This window comes from Paenibacillus sp. VTT E-133280 (genome assembly GCF_002264385.1).
Lineage (GTDB): Bacteria > Bacillota > Bacilli > Paenibacillales > Paenibacillaceae > Paenibacillus_AQ > Paenibacillus_AQ nitricinens.
Map to the genome: position 1 here is coordinate 16,657 of NZ_NFUX01000074.1, position 18,565 is coordinate 35,221.

The following is an 18,565-nucleotide window of genomic DNA, read 5'->3' on the forward strand; positions in this document are numbered from 1 at the left end:
CCGGTCCATTGATTTGCGAAGCAATGGCCGGAGATTTGCATGAGATGATTAATCTTGAAGCATATACATGAGACCTACAGTATGTGGACCACAATGGCTACCAATAACACAACCTGCGTTGAGGATAGCTATCTCATTGACTTGAGTCTTCTCTCGTATCGCTGTCTCTAGATAGCGAGCATCTTCTTCCGCCAAGGTATGTACAACGATGAGCAGCTCTCTATCCATCCGATCGATGTTAACCAAGGCGTTCTGGAGCATTTGTTCCACGGCTTTTTCTTTTTTGCCACGAATTTTACTAGTAGGTACGATGCTGCCGTCTACAAGTCTAAGAACAGGACGAATTTTTAGCAGACTACCGATGAAATTCTGCATACCTGAACAGCGTCCACCCATATATAAGTAATCTAGCGTATCTACCACGAATTCTGTTTCTACAAGATTGCGACTCTGCTTCAGCATAGCTGCAATCTCAATGACACTGTGACCTTTTTCAGCGGCTCTGACAGCTTTCATAACGAGAAGAGCAATGCCTCCACATAAGGTCTGTGAATCAATAACCTGTACACGACCCTCAGGGAATTCCCCGGCAGCCAAAAGTGCATTCTGATATGTAGAGGATAGTGACGAGGAGAGACTGATATATACAATATCATCTCCACGGTTAATTACCGGATGAAAAGCGGCGATAAAGTCAGCTGGCGAAGGCGCGGCAGTCTTTGGCAATACTCCGCTTGCGGCTACACGGCGATACACTTCCTCTGGTGTGATATCTTCACCATCTTTGTAGGTTCCTTCTTCAAACACTACGTAAAGGGGAACGATGCCGATATTAAAAGTATCCTTCCAGCCTTGAGGCAAATCGGAAGTGCTGTCTGAAAATATTTTTACAGTAGACATGAATTTCTCCTTCACCGATAATCGGACGACAATAGTCATTATTGAATCACATAATCTATTTATTATACCAAGATTAAGCCGATTCTCAAAATGAAATCGTAGAAATTCTGAAAGAAAGAAAGACTATCCGGAATTCCGAATAGTCTTAGTAAGCTTTAATTTTTTTTCATAACCGGTATCCAGATCTCGCAGCGATAATCCTCTGCATCAGGTCTTCCCGGAAGGTATAACTCAAACTCGGGTCCTCCTGTATGCTCATAGCCTGTTGCAGGGAACCATTCCTGAAAGATCCGTGACCATGCTTGCTGAATAGCATTCGGCATTGGCCCAACTGAGGTGAACACAGCCCAGCTCGCAGCTGGTATCGTCGTAGAAGCAAAGCCCTGAGCATCCGTCTCTGGAGAGGCTTCGACAGCAATCCAATAGGAGAAGGTTTCTTTTTCGTGATTGAAATCTTTACAAATCCCAAGAATGTCCTTATCAACACCGATCTCAATCAGCTTATCCGACGTACCATTTTCGTTAGCTTCAATCCACAGCTGGGGGATACGGCGTAAATTCTCCCCATCTTTCGTTGTCATTTCCTCAACTAGTCCGATAACATTAAAAGCTTCTCTTGTCTCAATTCTGTAGTCCATTTCTTTATCTCCCTTCAGTGATAGATGGAAGGAGAGTCTAGGGAAGGCTTTGAGCTGTACCCCTGACTCCCGCGCAGCAGAAGGAGTAATTCCATGTGCTTTGCGGAATGCTTTGGCAAACGACTCGGGAGAGTCATATCCGTATTTTAATGAGACATCTAGCACCTTAACTTTAGAAATAGCGAGTTCCTGTGCCGCCAGAGTTAGTTTCCGTTTACGGATATAGTCTTTGACAGATACTCCGGTAAGCATGTAGAACATACGCTGGAAGTGAAAAGGGGAAGAATAAGCCACCTTTGCTATATCTTCTATATTAAAGGTTTCCTCCATTTTACTCTCCATATAATCTAAAGCTTCTTTCATGCGGATAAGCCATTCCAAGCCTGCCATCTCCCTTTGAGTTCATACTATCATGCCACCATTTGCAAATCCTGTTATTCCTTGCTCTCTAATGACAGGTTGCTGATGGAAGAATGATCTTAACAAAATCATCCTATATAGTATAACTCAGGAAGACGGAGAGAGTCAGCTTTGTAATCTGTACACTCTTGCTTCGTAAGGACGCAGAATTTCTCGTGTGGGTGATTCATCCGGATAATTTCCAATGATTAAATCAGTCACGGTGCTCAGCTCTGCGGAGAGATCAACGGTTTGAGGAGCCTCGCTGAAGTTCAGCAGGATCAGCCATTGTTCATCATCTAAAGTTCTGGTATAGGCATAGATGTTCTCATGTTCAGGCAGTAGCAGCTTATATTCTCCATATACCATAATCGGATTTTTTTTGCGCAAAGCAATTAATTCCTGGTAGTAGTAGAAGATTGAATCAGAATCCGCCAATGCTTGCTCTACATTAATTTCCTTATAAATCGGATTTACTTTAAGCCATGGTTCTCCCTCTGAAAATCCAGCATTAGCTGATGCATCCCATTGCATTGGGGTACGGGCGTTGTCTCGGCCTTTGACATGGATTGCGTTCAGAATCATCTCATGATCTGCGCCACCCTCAGTTACTTTTTCACGGTACATATTCAAAATTTCGATGTCTTTATAATCTTCCAGCGTTGTGAATTTTACATTCGTCATCCCAATTTCTTCACCTTGGTAAATATAGGGGGTACCTTTAAGTGTATGTAGTAAGGTAGCGAGCATTTTGGCAGATATTATGCGATACTTCCCATCATCACCAAATCGTGAAACCATACGCGGCTGGTCATGATTGTTCAAGTACAGACTATTCCAACCCTTGTCAGCCAGACCGACCTGCCATTTATGAAGGATGTCGCGCAGTTTAGTTAATGTCCATGGGGCTACATCCCATTTTCCTCCTGGACCGGAATCTACGTCCATATGCTCGAATTGGAATACCATCTGAAGCTCTTCACGATCTTCGTCTGTGTAAAGAACGGCATCCTCTACCGAAGCCCCTGGCGTTTCCCCGACGGTCATAATGTCATAGCCCGAAAGAACCTTTTGGTTCATTTCATGTAAAAACTCATGGACCCGGGGGCCATTCATAAAGTAATCGCCACCCCAAGCAAGCTCCTCTGGCGCCTCGCCCTCGATTTGAAAGGAAGGCAGTCCTTCCGCTTTAGAAATCAAATTAATGACGTCCATCCGTAATCCATCCACACCCTTGTCAAGCCAGAAGGTAATCATCTTGTACAATTCCTCGCGCAGCTTTGGATTGTCCCAGTTGAGATCCGGTTGCTTGCGTGAGAACAGATGTAGATAGTATTCGCCAGTAGTCTCATCTAGCTCCCAAGCCGGACCGCTGAATATGGAGCTCCAATTGTTAGGGCGTTCGCCATTCGGTCCACCTGGACGCCATATGTAGTAATCACGGTAGGGATTATCTTTTGACGAACGGGACTCTACGAACCAATGATGTTCATCAGAAGAGTGGTTGATTACAAGATCCATCATTAGTTTTATACCACGATCATGCAGTCCGGTCAGTAGTTCCTCCCAGTCTTTTAGCGTGCCGAACTCATCCATAATATCTTCGTAATCGCTGATGTCATAACCATTATCATCATTTGGCGATTTATATACTGGTGACAACCAAACTACATCGACACCGAGCTTCTGCAAATAATCCAGACGTGAAATGATACCTTGCAGATCTCCAATACCGTCACCATTACTATCTTGAAAGCTGCGTGGATAGATTTGATAAACGACAGCTTCCTTCCAAAAGGTTCTTTTCATTAATAATCACTCCTTATATAAGTTATCCATTTAGGAAAAAATTAAAGAGACCCTGAAAAGCTATTGGCTTCAAGGGTCTCTTGTGGTGTCGGTTTATACAGTGACGGATTTGCTGTCAGCAGTGATGCTGCTTAGGCCGTTCACGGTATATTCTTTGTCATAGATAGTAATAGAAGCTGGGAAATCCGTTTCATTCGTAACCGTAACCTGTGCATCCGACACGCTTACTTTTAGACGGGAGCCACGGAACATGATTTTGAATGAGTATGCACTCCAGTGACCTGGGTTCGATGGGTTCAGAGTCAGTCGGCCATCATGCACACGTAATCCGCCGAAGCCATGTACGATTGACATCCAAGTACCGGCCATACTAGTGCTGTGTAAGCCGTCTTCGGTATCATTGTTATAGTTATCAAGATCCAGTCTTGAAGTACGCAAGTACATTTCATAAGCCTTATCTTTATATCCTAGTTCGCTGGCTAGAATAGAGTGGATACAAGGGGATAGGGAGGACTCATGAACAGTGATCGGCTCGTAAAAGTCGAAATTCCGCTTTTTGGTATCCAGATCGTAACGGTCTCCTAGGAAATATAATCCCTGCAGAACGTCCGCTTGTTTAATGAAGCAAGAACGCAGGATACGATCCCACGACCATTTTTGGTTAAGTGGCAGGTTCTCAGCTGCCAGATCCTTAACTTGAATAATCTCTTTGTCTAGGAAGCCATCTTGCTGCAAGAAGATACCCAGTTCTTCATCCGCAGGATAATACATCTTAGCGATGATATCATTCCATTTAGCGGTTTCGCTCTCTTGGAGCCCTAATTTATCAACTAGTTCTGCATAGCGCGTGGATTCATTCTTTTTCAGATAATCCAGTGCTTCTAAGGTATATTCCATAGTCCAGGAAGCCATCCGGTTGGTGTACCAGTTATTATTTACGTTATTTTCATATTCATTAGGGCCTGTTACGCCAAGCATCACGTATTTGTCTTTACGATTTGCATAGTGAACTCGTTCTTCCCAGAAGCGGGAGATTTCCACAAGGACTTCAAGGCCATATTGACCCAGATAAGCTTTGTCTCCAGTGTAGTTCACATAGTTGTAAATCGCATAAGCAATGGCTCCATTACGGTGAATTTCTTCAAAAGTAATTTCCCACTCGTTGTGGCACTCTTCACCGTTCATTGTAACCATTGGGTACAACGCACCTTTTGCAAAACCAAGCTTACGAGCATTTTCTTTAGCCTTCTCCAAGTGCTTGTAACGGTAGATTAACAGGTTGCGGGCAATAGAGGAGTCCGCTGTACTGAGATAGAAGGGAACGCAATACGCCTCTGTATCCCAGTAAGTGCTGCCGCCGTATTTTTCACCTGTAAAGCCTTTAGGTCCAATGTTCAGACGGTCATCTTCACCATTGTAGGTTTGGTTTAGCTGGAAAATATTGAAACGAATCGCTTGCTGAGCCGAAACGTCACCTTCAATAATGATGTCGCTTTCTTTCCATTTCTCTCTCCAAGCTTCTATTTGTTCGTTCAGAAGGGTTATAAAACCAGCTTCCTTAGCAGCTTGTAAAGCCGTTTGAGCGGCATCGACCAGTTGTCCAAGACCATGATTACGCGAGGTTACGTTAGCAACATATTTATAAATGACGATGTGATCGCCAGTTTGTACGGAGACATTGATTTTGCTAGCTACATATTTCTCTTGTTCAATCGCTTCAGCCTCAGTGTTGACCTTCTCACCATTGACTTGGATATCAAAAGCCATTGCAGAGGTTACATGAAAATCGAGCTTTTTAGTCTTAAGAGTAAGATGCCCGCCTTCAGTGCCTGCTTGTTTCTCAACTTCATTCCAGAATTTCTCGTCATAGTTGGAATCCTTGTTCTTCACATCGCCGTCGAGATAAGGAGTGATTGTAATCTTGCCTGAGAAATTAACAGGAGTGATGGAGTAACGAATAGCCCCAATTTCTTGACGAGTCATGCTGACAAAACGGATACTCTCAACTTTTACTTCCTTACCATCTTCAAGCGTGGCAGTAAAGCAGCGGGAAAGCGTACCTTCCTTCATGTTAAGAACACGACGGAAATCGGAAACCGTACATTTTGCCAAGTCTAAAGGAGTGCCCTCAATGTCGATGTTAATACCGATCCAGTTCGTGCTGTTCAGTACTTTAGCGAAATATTCGGGATAGCCGTTCTTCCACCAGCCGACCCGTGTTTTGTCAGGATAGTATACGCCAGCCATGTAGCTGCCTTGCAGGCTGCTTCCACTATATTGCTCTTCAAAATTAGCTCGGCCACCCATAAATCCGTTGCCAAGGCTAAATACACTTTCAGAGATTTCTTGTGTCTGTGGGTCAAAGGATTCTTCAATAATGGACCATTCATCAATTGTTAAATATTGTTTCACGATAACCGGCTCCTTTAAATATGTTGTGGGGATATATAATGAACTATATCTCTACTTGGGTGCTTGTGAGTCGCTCCGCTGGCGAAAGGTTGTTCCGATCGCTGTTGTCCCCAGATGCTTAAATTTGAAGAATTAAAGGTGAGCATCTGGGGACAAAGGCGAACGCTAGCGCTTCTACACAATCCTTTCGCCATCTCCACTTCAAGCGTACCTCTAGATATACATATTTCATTTATAAGTGGAATGTAGCAGGGCGAATCACATTAACACTTTCAGTTGATTAATGTTCGTTAGACTTTATGCAAAAGATTTTTTGAGTTGTGACACACTCATATGAGCGAGCGATGGAACGACGATGTTCGCCGCATTGAGCGTTTCCGGTGACCCAATACCAACGCTGAACATTCCAGCACGAGTTGCAGCTTCAATTCCTGCTTCTGCATCTTCGAAGACAACACAGTGTTTAGGATCAGCGCCAAGTGCTTTAGCACCTAAAAGAAAAACTTCCGGATCAGGTTTAGCAGCACTAGTGTGTGTGCCATCAATGATCGCATCAAAGTAAGGGGTCAATCCGGTATTATTTAAAATCGTCATTGCGTTCTTACTAGCAGAACCGAGGGCAACTTTGATGCCATTCTCACGGCACTCTTTCAGAAAATCAAGCGCACCTGGCAAAATCTCTAAGCTGTCCATTTTCGCAATATATTCGACATATCGATTATTCTTCTGTTCCGCAAGCTTAGCTTTCTCTTCTTCATCGATAGTTAGTCCGCCGATTTCCAGCAAAATGTTTAGCGAGGCCGTTCTGCTGACTCCTTTAAGGCGTTCGTTATCTTGTTCTGTGAAGAGAAACCCTAATCCATCTGCAAGCTCTTTCCATGCGATATAATGGTATTTGGCAGTATCAACGATAACACCATCCAAATCGAACAAGCAGGCTTTAATTTCCGTCATTGTAGTACCTCCTAAAATTTGTGACAGTAGCGTGACCCATTGGGTTTGCTTTCAATTCGTATAAGCTTTGCTAAAGATGTTAAGTTTATCTTAACCTCAGATTCGAATATTCACCCTGAAAAGAACTGGATCAAGAAGTTTTAGTAATTTAGCGCAAACGTTTGTACAGATTTTCAAAAAATAAATGAAGCGTTGATCGCTTCACTTATTCATTCGGTTTTGTTCTTAGCATGAGCGTACATGGATGACTCTCTCACAATCAGGCGATGTGGAATAACAAATCGGTTTGTATAACCAGCATCGTGGTTCGGACTCTTGATATTCTGGATAAGTACCTGAGATGCAGTGTAGCCAAGATGATAAATTCCAATATCAATACTACTGATCGGAGGGCTGGATAATTCAGATAATGGAATATTGTTAAAGCTTACAATAGCGAGATCGTCAGGCACTTTGTATTTCAGTTCATTCAATCCGCGTAAAATTCCGAACGATACCATATCATCCACTGCAACTAAAGCAGTAGGCCGATTAGGCAAATTCATGAAAAAAGACATCGCTCTATATCCGCTATCCTGTAGAAATTCACCTTCTACAATCCATTCATCACGCATTTCAAGACCGCTATTCAGCAATGCTTTACGGTATCCTGCGAGACGATCGCGAGAAACAATTAGATTCGGTGGTCCGCTTACGAAGCCAATACGTTCATGACCCATTGCAATGAGGTGGTTTGTAGCATCATATGCTGCCATCACATTATCGTTATCGACAGATAAAATATTCTCATACCGATCACTTCGGCCTACCAGTACGAATGGATAATCGTTACTCTCTAGAAAATCAATAACAGCATCATCTGTACGAGAGTAAAGCAGTATAACACCATCTACTCGACGACCCTTTAGAAGTCTTGAAACGGCTTCCAATTCTTCCTTCTCGTTTGCTCCAGAACTAATTAACACGTCGTAGCCGGAACGGCTAGCTTGTGTAACGATCCCCCGGATTAATTCCATAAAAAATAGATTTGAGAACAGCTCTTCAGCTGGTTTAGGAAGACTGAAGCATATGCTGTTTGTAGTTTTCGACACTAGACTCTTAGCCATCATGTTAGGTGTATAGCCCATATCTTCCATAATAGCTTTGACCTTGCGGGAAGTTTCCAGGCTGATTCTGGGGTGATTGGACAATACCCGGGATACCGTGGAGGGAGATACTCCCGCTTTCTTGGCCACATCCTTAATGGTAACTGTCATAGAAACCTCCTTATGGAACCGTTTGCTTTACACAGTAATATTAATCTAAGAGATCTAAATTGTAAATAGATAAAGTCATTTGGAAGGGGTAATATTGCTACTTTTGGAAAGAGTATTAGAAATTTATATGTAAAATTGTTTGTTTTCACCAAAAAAGCATGAATAAATTAGCAAGATTCATCTTAATATGTATAAAAAATATCCAATTTCTTCGAAAGGAGCATTTCATAAATGCAAACGTGTGGCTCAAATTTTTTTAGAACAATTGATGAGTATATACTAAATTCGATTCGAGGAATGGAATTAGAGAAAATCTCAAAAAATCGGATAAATCCTAATGGGATTATCAGGATTACTTTTCTTTATTTTTACTTTTATGATAATTCGAGTTCGTTCAATACATAAAAATACTGGTTGACAATACCATAAATACAGCATTAGTATGTAAATCAAAATATAGCAAGCGTTTACATTGGCTGAATTTGGGGCGGAATTCGTTGTACTAAAGAATGAGTTTTATGTACTTAGGTTTGTGCAAGACTTGTTGCAAACGTTTGCACTGAGTTCATTGTTTTTCTGATAATCTTTTACTTTGAAAAGGATGGTGATGCTGTTAATCCGGTTTGACGAGCCACACACATAGACTTTCTCCAACAACAGAAGGAAGACACATGATTTCATAACCTCAGAATAATTGGCGGGGTTCGAGAAATTATGTATCCGCTTGCACAAAAGCAATTCATAATTATGGGAGGTTTTACAAAAATGAAAATAAATTTATGGGGCAAGAGGACGTTCGCGATCTTCATGATCGTTGCTCTTGTGTTCTCCAGTCTTGGCTTACACCCTGTTAAGGTTTCTGCAGAAACGACAAAGGTAGTTTTGGTCGGTGATTTGCAATCACAGTTTATTTCTACTGGGGCGGAAAATCCCGGTAAGGATTGGGATGAGACATCAGTAGTCACCCAAATGACTTACTCAGACAATGGTCTGTATTCTTTTACTGGGACTCTACCAGCGGGGGAATATAATTACAAGGTTGCTCTGAATGATAGTTGGGATGAGAACTATGGCTTTGCAAAGTATACAAACCCTCAAGGGAAAAATGATGGAGAGAATATCCACATAAAGTTTGAAGAAGAAACGACTGTAACCTTTTATTACAATGACATCACTCATAAAATAGCTGATTCTACGTACTACACGCCAATTGCTGCGGATAAGCTGCCAAGATTAACAGGAAACCTGCCAGCAGAAGTATTGTCTACTTTATCAGATCCTGATTTTGATGGTGTCTACAGTACAGTTGTTACTGTGCCGCAGGGAGATTACACATACAAGGTTTTTGTTCCAGGAGCTACAGAATCAGAAGATATGTCTTATCCGGAGACCGATCTGACATTGAGTTTACCGTTAGATCTTAAGGTAACCTTTAAGTACAACACGGGAGAACATAGTGTAACTGCAGAATATAAAATTCCTTCGGAACCTGTAGAGGTTACACCTGTTCCAGCAGGGCATATTCGTGTCCACTATCAATCTAGTGATTACACCGATAAGGGATTATGGTTATGGGGTGATGTTGTAAGCCCTTCTGATGGTTGGGCGATGGGTGCAACTCCCTTTCCTGAAGGACAATTGGATTCCTATGGAGCATATGTAGATGTGCCGCTGAAGGACGGGGCCAAGACAATTTCATTCATCACACTAAAGCGTGCTAGTGGTGACAAAGATGGAGGAGATAAGAACTTCGCGATTAATACTCCACAAACCAATGAAGTGTGGATCAAAGAAGGTTCCGATGTAGTTACGCCTTATGAACCAGTTAAGCTTCCGGCAAATACCGTTCGGATCCACTATATGAGATCAGATTCCAATCAAAGTCAGTATGGATTATGGTTGTGGGATGATGTGGCAGTTTCACTTAAGGATTGGCCTAAAGATGCAGTTCCATTCCAAGCAGATCAAGTAGGACGCTTTGGAGCCTATATTGATATTCCATTGAAAGAAGCTGCAAAAAAAATAGGTTTTCTCGTAGTGAACCCGTTGAATGGTGATAATAAGGACGGCGGTGACAAAGGCTTTACTCTGCTGGATCGTTACAATCAGCTGTGGATAAAAGAAGGAGACAACAATGTATATGTTTCTCCATTTGGTGAAACACCTATCGGTTTAGTTTCCGCAGAGGTGTTATCAACTAGCAAAATCCTCCTTGGATTTACGTTAACTGACGGCTTGGATGCAGCAGCATTGAAGAATGAGATTACCGTTAAAGATAAAGACGGTGTTTCTATTCCTGTATCGGCTGTAACCATTACCAGCAAAACTTCAATTGAAGTGGATACAGCAGCCTTTGATCTGGATAAAGTTCCGCTTAGCGTTACTTATTCAGGTAAAACGGTCTCAGCGGCTAGTGGTTGGAGAATGCTTGATGAAATGTACAATTATACGGGAGACGATCTAGGGGCTACGTACAACGCTGACAAAACAGCCACGTTAAAATTGTGGGCACCTAAAGCTAGTTCGGTTGTCGTCAATGTATACGATAAGAACGACTCCAATGTACTAGTGGGTAGTGTGGACTTAACGAGTGGAGAGCAAGGGGTTTGGTCGGTCAAGTTAAAACCAAATGACCTGACAGGCACTACCACAAATGATGTAAGAGGATTCTTTTATCAATACGAAGTAACAAATGACGGTGTAACTAATAAGGTTCTAGATCCTTATGCTAAATCAATGGCGGTATTTACTGTGGATACTACAGGTGCTGCTGGTGTCGGCGGTGATACTGTCGGTAAAGCGGCTATCGTTGATTTAAGCCAAACGAACCCGGATTCCTTTGGTTATGCTGACATTACAGGTTATGAAAAACGAGAGGACGCTATCATTTATGAAGTCCACGTCAGAGACTTTACATCCGATGTATCCATTCAAGATAGCCTGAGCGGCGAAAGATGGGGCTCTTATAGCGCTTTTGAAAAGAAGCTCGATTATATTAAATCTCTTGGTGTGACTCATATTCAATTACTTCCTGTAATGGCTTGGTATTACGGGGATGAAACAAAGATGGGGACTAGAGAGACAGATTATTCCGCCAAAAACAATGAATATAACTGGGGTTATGATCCTCACAGCTACTTCTCTCCAGACGGTGCTTATTCTCAGAAACCTGCCGATCCTGAAGAGCGAATTAAAGAGTTAAAGGGTTTAATTGACGCCGTGCATGAAGCTGGAATGGGTGTCGTTCTGGATGTAGTATACACACATATGGCTAAAAAAGAATTCTTAAACGACATCGTACCTAATTACTATGCGTTCCAAGATGCAACGGGCAACTTTATCGGAGGTTTCGGAAACAATCTGGCCACCAACCACAAAATGGCTGAGAAACTAATGGTAGATTCCGTGAAATACTGGTTTGAAGAGTACAAGATTGATGGGATGCGCTGGGATATGATGGGCGATGCGACAGCAGAGTCTGTGCAGCATGCTTATGATGCCGCGGCAGAAATTAATCCGAAGGCTCTTTTTATTGGTGAAGGTTGGAGAACATTCGGCGGTGCTGCAGCTGATCCTTCCCTTGCTGGGAAAGGTGCAGATCAGGACTGGATGGATAAAACGGATAGCGTCGGTGTTTTCTCTGATGAGTTCCGTAATGAATTGAAATCTGGTTATGGCTCTGAAGGTCAGCCTAGATTTATTACGGGCGGTGCGCGTCCAATCACGACAATCTTTAACAATATTAAAGCACAACCATCAAATACGCCCGCTGATGATCCAGGGGATATCGTTCCGTACATCGAAGCACATGATAACTTGACGCTGCATGATGTGATTGCACAAACGATCAAGAAGGATCCTACAATTGCAGAGAATGAGCTTGAAATCCAGAAGCGGATTAGACTTGGCAACATGCTTGTTCTAACCTCTCAGGGAACAGCTTTCATTCATGCGGGCCAGGAATATGGACGTACTAAGCAGTGGAAGGATACTACGGTTCCTCAGGATAAATACACTGAAATGTTTGATAGCGAAGGAAAATCCTTCGGTTATTTCATTCATGATTCGTATGATTCTTCGGATGCGGTCAACATGTTTGACTGGACGAAAGCAACGGATGAATCACAATTCCCTGTCCAGAACACGACAAGAAAATATACTTCGGGTCTAATGGAACTGAGAAAGTCCACGGACGCATTCCGATTGGGAGACAAGGATCTGGTTAATTCCAATGTTAACCTAATTCCTGCTCCAGAAATGAAGACAGATGATCTTGTTATTGGTTATTCAAACAAAGCTACAGATGGCACAGGTATCTATTATGTCTTCATGAATGGCGATAGCACAGCAAGAACACTGACCCTTTCGGACGATTTGACGAGTGGTCAGGTGCTTGTCGACAATGATGAAGCTGGTGTCACTGCAATTCCGGTGGGTCAATGGAGCGGTTTCTCCTTAACCGCAAATTCAATTATGTTAGAGCCTTTAACTGCTGTAATTATCAAAATGGAAGCTGAAGCCGCTACGCTTACTTCTTTGGAGACCGAGAATGTGAGCTATACGCTGGCAGCAGGCAATACGCATCAAACTTCTGTTTTTGCGAGATATGATGACAACAGCAGAAGAAACGTTACACAATCAGCTACTTACACTTCCAATAAACCTGAAGTGGCTACAGTAAGCAATAAAGGTCAAGTGAAGGCGATTGGCAATGGAACAGCTGTAATTACCATCACTTATGGCGGTATTTCTACATCTGTTACCGTTAAGGTTACGGATAAGAGATATGTCCTGTTCACTTATACGCGTAGTGATAAGGATTATAAGGATTGGAACATCTGGGTTTGGAATACGGGAGTTAAAAATGACCAGATTGATTTTAATACCTTTAAGGATGGTAAAGCGAGTGTCCTAATTGAGGTTGCTGAGAATGCGACAAAAGTAGGGTTCGTCATTCGTAAAGGTACCGATTGGTCGATTAAGGATCCTTACGGGGATGATCGTGAAATTCCATTGACGCCGGGTGAAGGGTTCACGAAAGTGAACGTAACTAGCGGGGTTAAAGAGTTTGATATCAAGCCAAGTATTAACGGTCCAATTCTAAAAGATGGAACGCTTACGTTTAGATACCGCGATGATGCCTTGTTCCGTAATGATAATATGGCTGCGATTACAGCTGCTAAAGTAAAAGTAAATGGCATTTCGTATCCGATGACTTACGATTCCGCTAATGAGTGGTTCACTTATACGTTGACTGATTTAGTAGAAGGTACGTATAAGTATACGTTTTTGATCACGAAAAACGGTGTCACTACTGAATTAACGGATCCTAAGAATACGGTGAATGATGAATCTGTTGTGGTGTATCATATTCCTGACGTTACGATTACGACATCCGTAATTCCAGAAGCAGTTACATCAAATCAGAATGCGGTTGTAACGATCAATGCATCTTCTTCAGACGATGTAAAGTATTCGGAAGGTTATATGGATTTAACTAACCTTGGAGGACCAAGCAGGGTCAAGTTAGATACAGAATTGATGAAACAGACGGTTGCTGTAAAGGACACGGTGTCTGCGGGAATCAAGAATATTTCGATCACGCTCGTGGACCAGTACGGCAATGCGCATAAGCAAAATGCAACAATCGAGGTTAAAGCTAGAACCTATACAGGTGATAAGCTTGATTTTGATTGGGATGAGGCTCGTATTTACTTCGCGCTTACAGACCGATTTAAGGATGGAGATCCTACGAATAACGAGAATGTAGATAAAGATCATCTAGAAGCTTATCATGGTGGGGATTTCCGAGGCATGATCGAGAATTTAGATTACTTACAAGAACTCGGTATTAACACACTTTGGATTACGCCAATTGTAGATAATATTGATTTTAATAAAGGTGATGGCTTCAAACAATACGGATATCATGGCTATTGGGCCAAAGACTTTACAAAACTCGACGAGCATCTTGGTGATATGGAAACCTTCAAGGAATTGATCGAGAAGGCACATGACAAGGGCATCAAGATCATGGTAGACGTTGTACTTAATCATACGGGTTATGGTCTTAAGGCTACGGATACCGATCCAACAATTACAGCAGAGGATAAAGCGCGTTTTGAAGGAATGCTTCGTTCGGATGGTGTATCCGCGGATACAGATCCAATCAAAGGCGAGCTTGCAGGGTTGCCGGATTTCAAAACAGAAGATCCAGCCGTTCGCAAACAAATTATCGATTGGCAAACAGGCTGGTTAGACAACGCTCGGACGGAACGTGGAGATACGATTGACTATTTCCGTGTGGATACAGTCAAACATGTAGAAGATACAACTTGGAAAGCATTTAAAAATGCATTGACTTCAATTGATCCAAACTTCAAAATGACCGGTGAATACTTCGGCGGAACCATTGATAGTAATGGTGGAATGCTCGAAACTGGTCAAATGGACGGTCTGCTCGATTTTGGATTTAAGACAGCAGCGAAGGATTTTACCGATGGCAAAATAAACAGTGTGGATTCCTATCTACAGGTACGTGAGACGAAGCTAGACAATACAAAGGTGATGGCTCAATTCCTAAGTAGTCATGATGAGGATGGCTTCTTGTCCAATTATGTAGATGGAGACAAAGGCAAGCTGAAAATCGCAGCCGCTCTGCAAATCACCGCCAAGGGACAGCCAGTCATTTATTACGGAGAAGAACTAGGAAAATCGGGCAAAAATGCAGGAGACATGTCTAAAGGTGAGTTCAGTGAGAACCGTAAGGATATGCCTTGGGATCAGTTGACTGCAGAGAAGCCACTTCATGATCATTATCAGAAGCTGTTGAATATCCGTGCAAAATACTCCAAAGTATATTCCAAAGGTACACGCACGAAGTTGGCAGGCTCAGATGATTTAGGTTATCTAGCTTTCAATAAATCTTATGAAGATGAGAACGTTGTGACGGTTGTTAACACTAAGACTAGTGAGGTATCTGCAACGATTCCAGTACCGTTTACTGCCAATTCGACTGCAAAAGATGAATATAGTGGTAAAACCTTCACGGTATCCACTGATCAAAAAGTAACCATTGATCTACCAGGCAGAGATGATGGGGGTACGGTTATTCTATCTGGGGTATCTAAAGTGACAGCAACACCATCACCTGGTGGTAACGTTGTTAGCCCAACAACCCCTGCTGACACTCAAGTTGTCAGTGAGGACAGCTTGAAAAATGGTAAAGATGGAAAGGTGCAAATCGATATTGCTGCAGGTAAGACAGCAGTGTTGTTACCGTTGCAAGCTGCAAAAACGTTAGGATCGAATAATCTAGTATTTAGAATGGGGGATTTATTAGTTACTATCCCTAACAAACTGTTAAGTACAATACCAAGTTTAGCTTCAGTTGTGGATGCAGAAGGTGCTCAAATCCTGTTGGAGCTGAATCCAATGGTCCAGTCTGCTGCGAAAGCAGTAGTAGATGGTTTAAACAAAGAGGCAGGAACCGTAACTTCGCTATCCGATGTGTTTGAATTGAGACTTAGCATTCTGAAGAAAGACGGTACCCGGATTGTAGTTAAGAAGTTCGATGAACCGATTACGATTTCGTTTAAAATTAAAGGCCAATTCAATAAAGATTTATTGGGTATCTACTATTTGGGCGATAATGGTGAGCTTGAGTACGTAGGAGGACAGCTGAATGATGGCGTGATATCTGCACAAGTCACGCACTTTAGCAAATATGGTGTACTTGAGATTGTGAAGTCGTTTAAGGATGTTCCAAATACCTATTGGGCATTTAACGTAATTCAGTCTCTTGCAGCAAAACAAATTGTTTCAGGGGTTACAACAACCGAGTTTAATCCGAAGAGCAACGTTAGCCGTGCAGAATTCACCGCATTACTAGTTCGTGCGCTCGGTTTAAATGCTGAGGGACAGGTTCAATTTACTGATATTAAGTCAGATGCATGGTATTCATCATACGTAGCAACAGCGTCTAAGCTCGGCATTGTTAGTGGTCGAAGCAAGGATACCTTTGCACCGAATGCTTCCATTACCCGTGAGGAAATGGCTATCATGGTAATCCGTGCGCTTGAAGTGAAGTCTGGTAAGAAGATCGACCCAGCAGTGGGTGTCACGACATTTGCAGATGCATCTAGTATCAGCAAATGGGCAGATAGCTACGTGAAGACTGCGGCAGGTCTAGGGCTTCTGCAAGGCAGAGAGAACAATCAATTTGCTCCAAAAGGGTGGATGACCCGCGCCGAAAGCGCACAGATTATTTATACGCTACTGAGCAAGTAAACTGGACTTCGGTGTGCTGATTGTAGTGCACCGAAAACAGGGTATCCCACAGCTATCCTAGCTAGTGAGATACCCTGTTTTATTATGTTATGTTTTTTACGGTCAAAGGCTTAAATCTAGTTGATTGCTTTAAGTATAGCGAAACCATAAGCAGGCATCTTCACGTTCAGCTTGCCACGCTCAGCACGCACAGTATCGGCCGTGAATAAGTTCTCCCAATTTCGCTCGTCTACGTCAACACGGAACGTTTGAGCGGTCTCTTCGCTATTGATCAGTACAACTATAGTCTCAAGATCCAATCGGCGCTCATAGGCTATCTTACTGCCTTGTCGACCTGCCTCCAAGAAAGTAAATGTCCCCGTACGAAGTGCAGGTTGCTCATTGCGTATTTGAATGAGCTGACGGTAGAATTCGAACAGATCATGATCCTGCTTCTCAGGGTTCCACTCCATGCATTTACGACAACCTGGGTCACCCTCACCGTCCATTCCGAACTCGTCGCCATAATAGATACAAGGAGTACCCATAAAGGTGAACTGGAATAGTGCAGCTAATCGCATTTTATTTTTGTCGCCCGCAGCCAGCGTAAGTAAGCGTGGAGTGTCATGACTATCTAACAGATTGAAGGCAACTTCACTTGCCTGCAGTGGGTAACGCGATAACTGCCTGCCGATAGAGTTGGCAAATCCCTCTGCATCAAGGTTACCGTGAACAAAAAAGTCTAAGACGGCATCAGTGAAGGGATAGTTCATGACAGCATCGAATTTATCACCCTCCAGCCACGGAGCAGATTCATGCCAGATTTCTCCAAGGATGTAGGCCTCAGGATTAGCGCGCTTTACCACCTTGCGGAATTCACGCCAGAAATCATGGTCTACTTCATTGGCTACATCAAGGCGCCAACCATCGATTCCAACTTCTGTAATCCAGAATTCAGCGACCTTCAGTAAGTACTCTTTAACTTCAGGATGTTCAGTATTAAGCTTTGGCATATGTGGTTCAAAGGCAAAAGTATCATAAGTAGGAATGCCGTTTACAACCTTAAGCGGAAACTCACGAATATGGAACCAGTCTTTGTAAATGGAGTCTTCTCCCTTTTCCTGAACATCTAAAAATGGAGCGAAGGTTCCACCGGAGTGGTTGAATACAGCGTCTAACAGCACACGAATTCCACGTTTATGGCAGAGGTCGACGAGTTTTTTTAACGTTGCAATATCCCCGAAATGCGGATCAACTTTCATGTAATCTTCTGTATCGTATTTATGATTAGTAGTTGCAGTGAAGAGTGGTGTGAAATAAATAGCATTGATGCCAAGCTCGTTAAGATGATCCAGATGATCAATAACCCCTTGCAGGTCGCCGCCAAAAAAATTGGTTGGTGTTGGCTCTGCTCCCCATGGCTGAACATCTTTTGGATCAAGGCTAGGGTCACCATTTGCAAATCGTTCAGGGAAGATCTGATAGAAAACAGCGTCCTTTACCCAGGCAGGTGGAGTGAACACATCAACGGGGTTAATAAATGGGAACTCGAAAAGCTTGTTTGGATTTTCTGGGCGATTCGTTTGAAAATCATTTTCGGTCATCCAAACTTTCTCGTTATCCTTTTGCAGTAAGAATCCGTATTTCAATCGGCGATAGATGGGAACTGAAGCACATTCCCAATAATCGAACATAGCATCAGAAGTGAAGAGGGTCATGGGAATTAGCTCTTTCGTGGTATCCCAAGTGTACTTATCCCCTGCAAAAGCAAATACTTCTGTTAAATCCCCTTTTTTAGCGCGGAGACGCAAGTGAATCGTACTCTCATTATAGGCATAAGACCAATTTAACCGCGGGCGATGGTACACAGCTTCCAGTAACATGAATAAGTCCTCCTAAAGTTTTGTAAGCGATACTTCCCTGACCAGC

General features: G+C 42.7%; 8 protein-coding genes. 1 reads left to right on the forward strand and 7 read right to left on the reverse strand.

Annotation, left to right across the window (positions count from 1 at the left end; all coding sequences use genetic code 11):
- Nucleotides 1-48 precede the first annotated feature (48 nt).
- From CA600_RS25350 to CA600_RS25375, 6 genes are all read right to left on the reverse strand, one after another.
- On the reverse strand, nt 49-900 hold the full coding sequence (locus tag CA600_RS25350) for a DegV family protein (protein ID WP_094873906.1): 852 nt from the start codon (nt 898-900) through the stop codon (nt 49-51).
- Between the two features lie 155 nt (nt 901-1,055).
- Nucleotides 1,056-1,919, reverse strand: a complete 864-nt coding sequence (locus CA600_RS25355; RefSeq protein WP_179281728.1) for an AraC family transcriptional regulator — start codon at nt 1,917-1,919, stop codon at nt 1,056-1,058.
- A gap of 144 nt (nt 1,920-2,063) precedes the next feature.
- On the reverse strand, nt 2,064-3,746 hold the full coding sequence (locus CA600_RS25360) for a glycoside hydrolase family 13 protein (RefSeq protein WP_094873911.1): 1,683 nt from the start codon (nt 3,744-3,746) through the stop codon (nt 2,064-2,066).
- Between the two features lie 93 nt (nt 3,747-3,839).
- Nucleotides 3,840-6,158: a glycoside hydrolase family 65 protein gene (locus tag CA600_RS25365; protein WP_094873913.1), complete on the reverse strand. Its 2,319-nt coding sequence runs from the start codon at nt 6,156-6,158 to the stop codon at nt 3,840-3,842.
- Between the two features lie 297 nt (nt 6,159-6,455).
- A complete protein-coding gene (pgmB, locus tag CA600_RS25370; RefSeq protein ID WP_094873915.1) occupies nt 6,456-7,112 on the reverse strand; it encodes a beta-phosphoglucomutase in 657 nt (218 codons plus the stop codon).
- Between the two features lie 209 nt (nt 7,113-7,321).
- Nucleotides 7,322-8,368, reverse strand: a complete 1,047-nt coding sequence (locus CA600_RS25375) for a LacI family DNA-binding transcriptional regulator (protein ID WP_094873917.1) — start codon at nt 8,366-8,368, stop codon at nt 7,322-7,324.
- 765 nt (nt 8,369-9,133) lie between these two features.
- Between CA600_RS25375 and CA600_RS25380 the strand changes: the two genes are divergently transcribed.
- Nucleotides 9,134-16,657, forward strand: coding sequence for a pullulanase (locus CA600_RS25380; protein WP_094873919.1), 7,524 nt, complete (start codon nt 9,134-9,136; stop codon nt 16,655-16,657).
- A gap of 116 nt (nt 16,658-16,773) precedes the next feature.
- Here CA600_RS25380 and CA600_RS25385 read toward each other — a convergent pair whose 3' ends face one another.
- Nucleotides 16,774-18,519 carry an alpha-glycosidase gene (locus CA600_RS25385; RefSeq protein ID WP_094873921.1) on the reverse strand — a complete coding sequence of 582 codons (1,746 nt, stop codon included), beginning with the start codon at nt 18,517-18,519 and terminating at the stop codon, nt 16,774-16,776.
- Between the last annotated feature and the right edge of the window lie 46 nt (nt 18,520-18,565).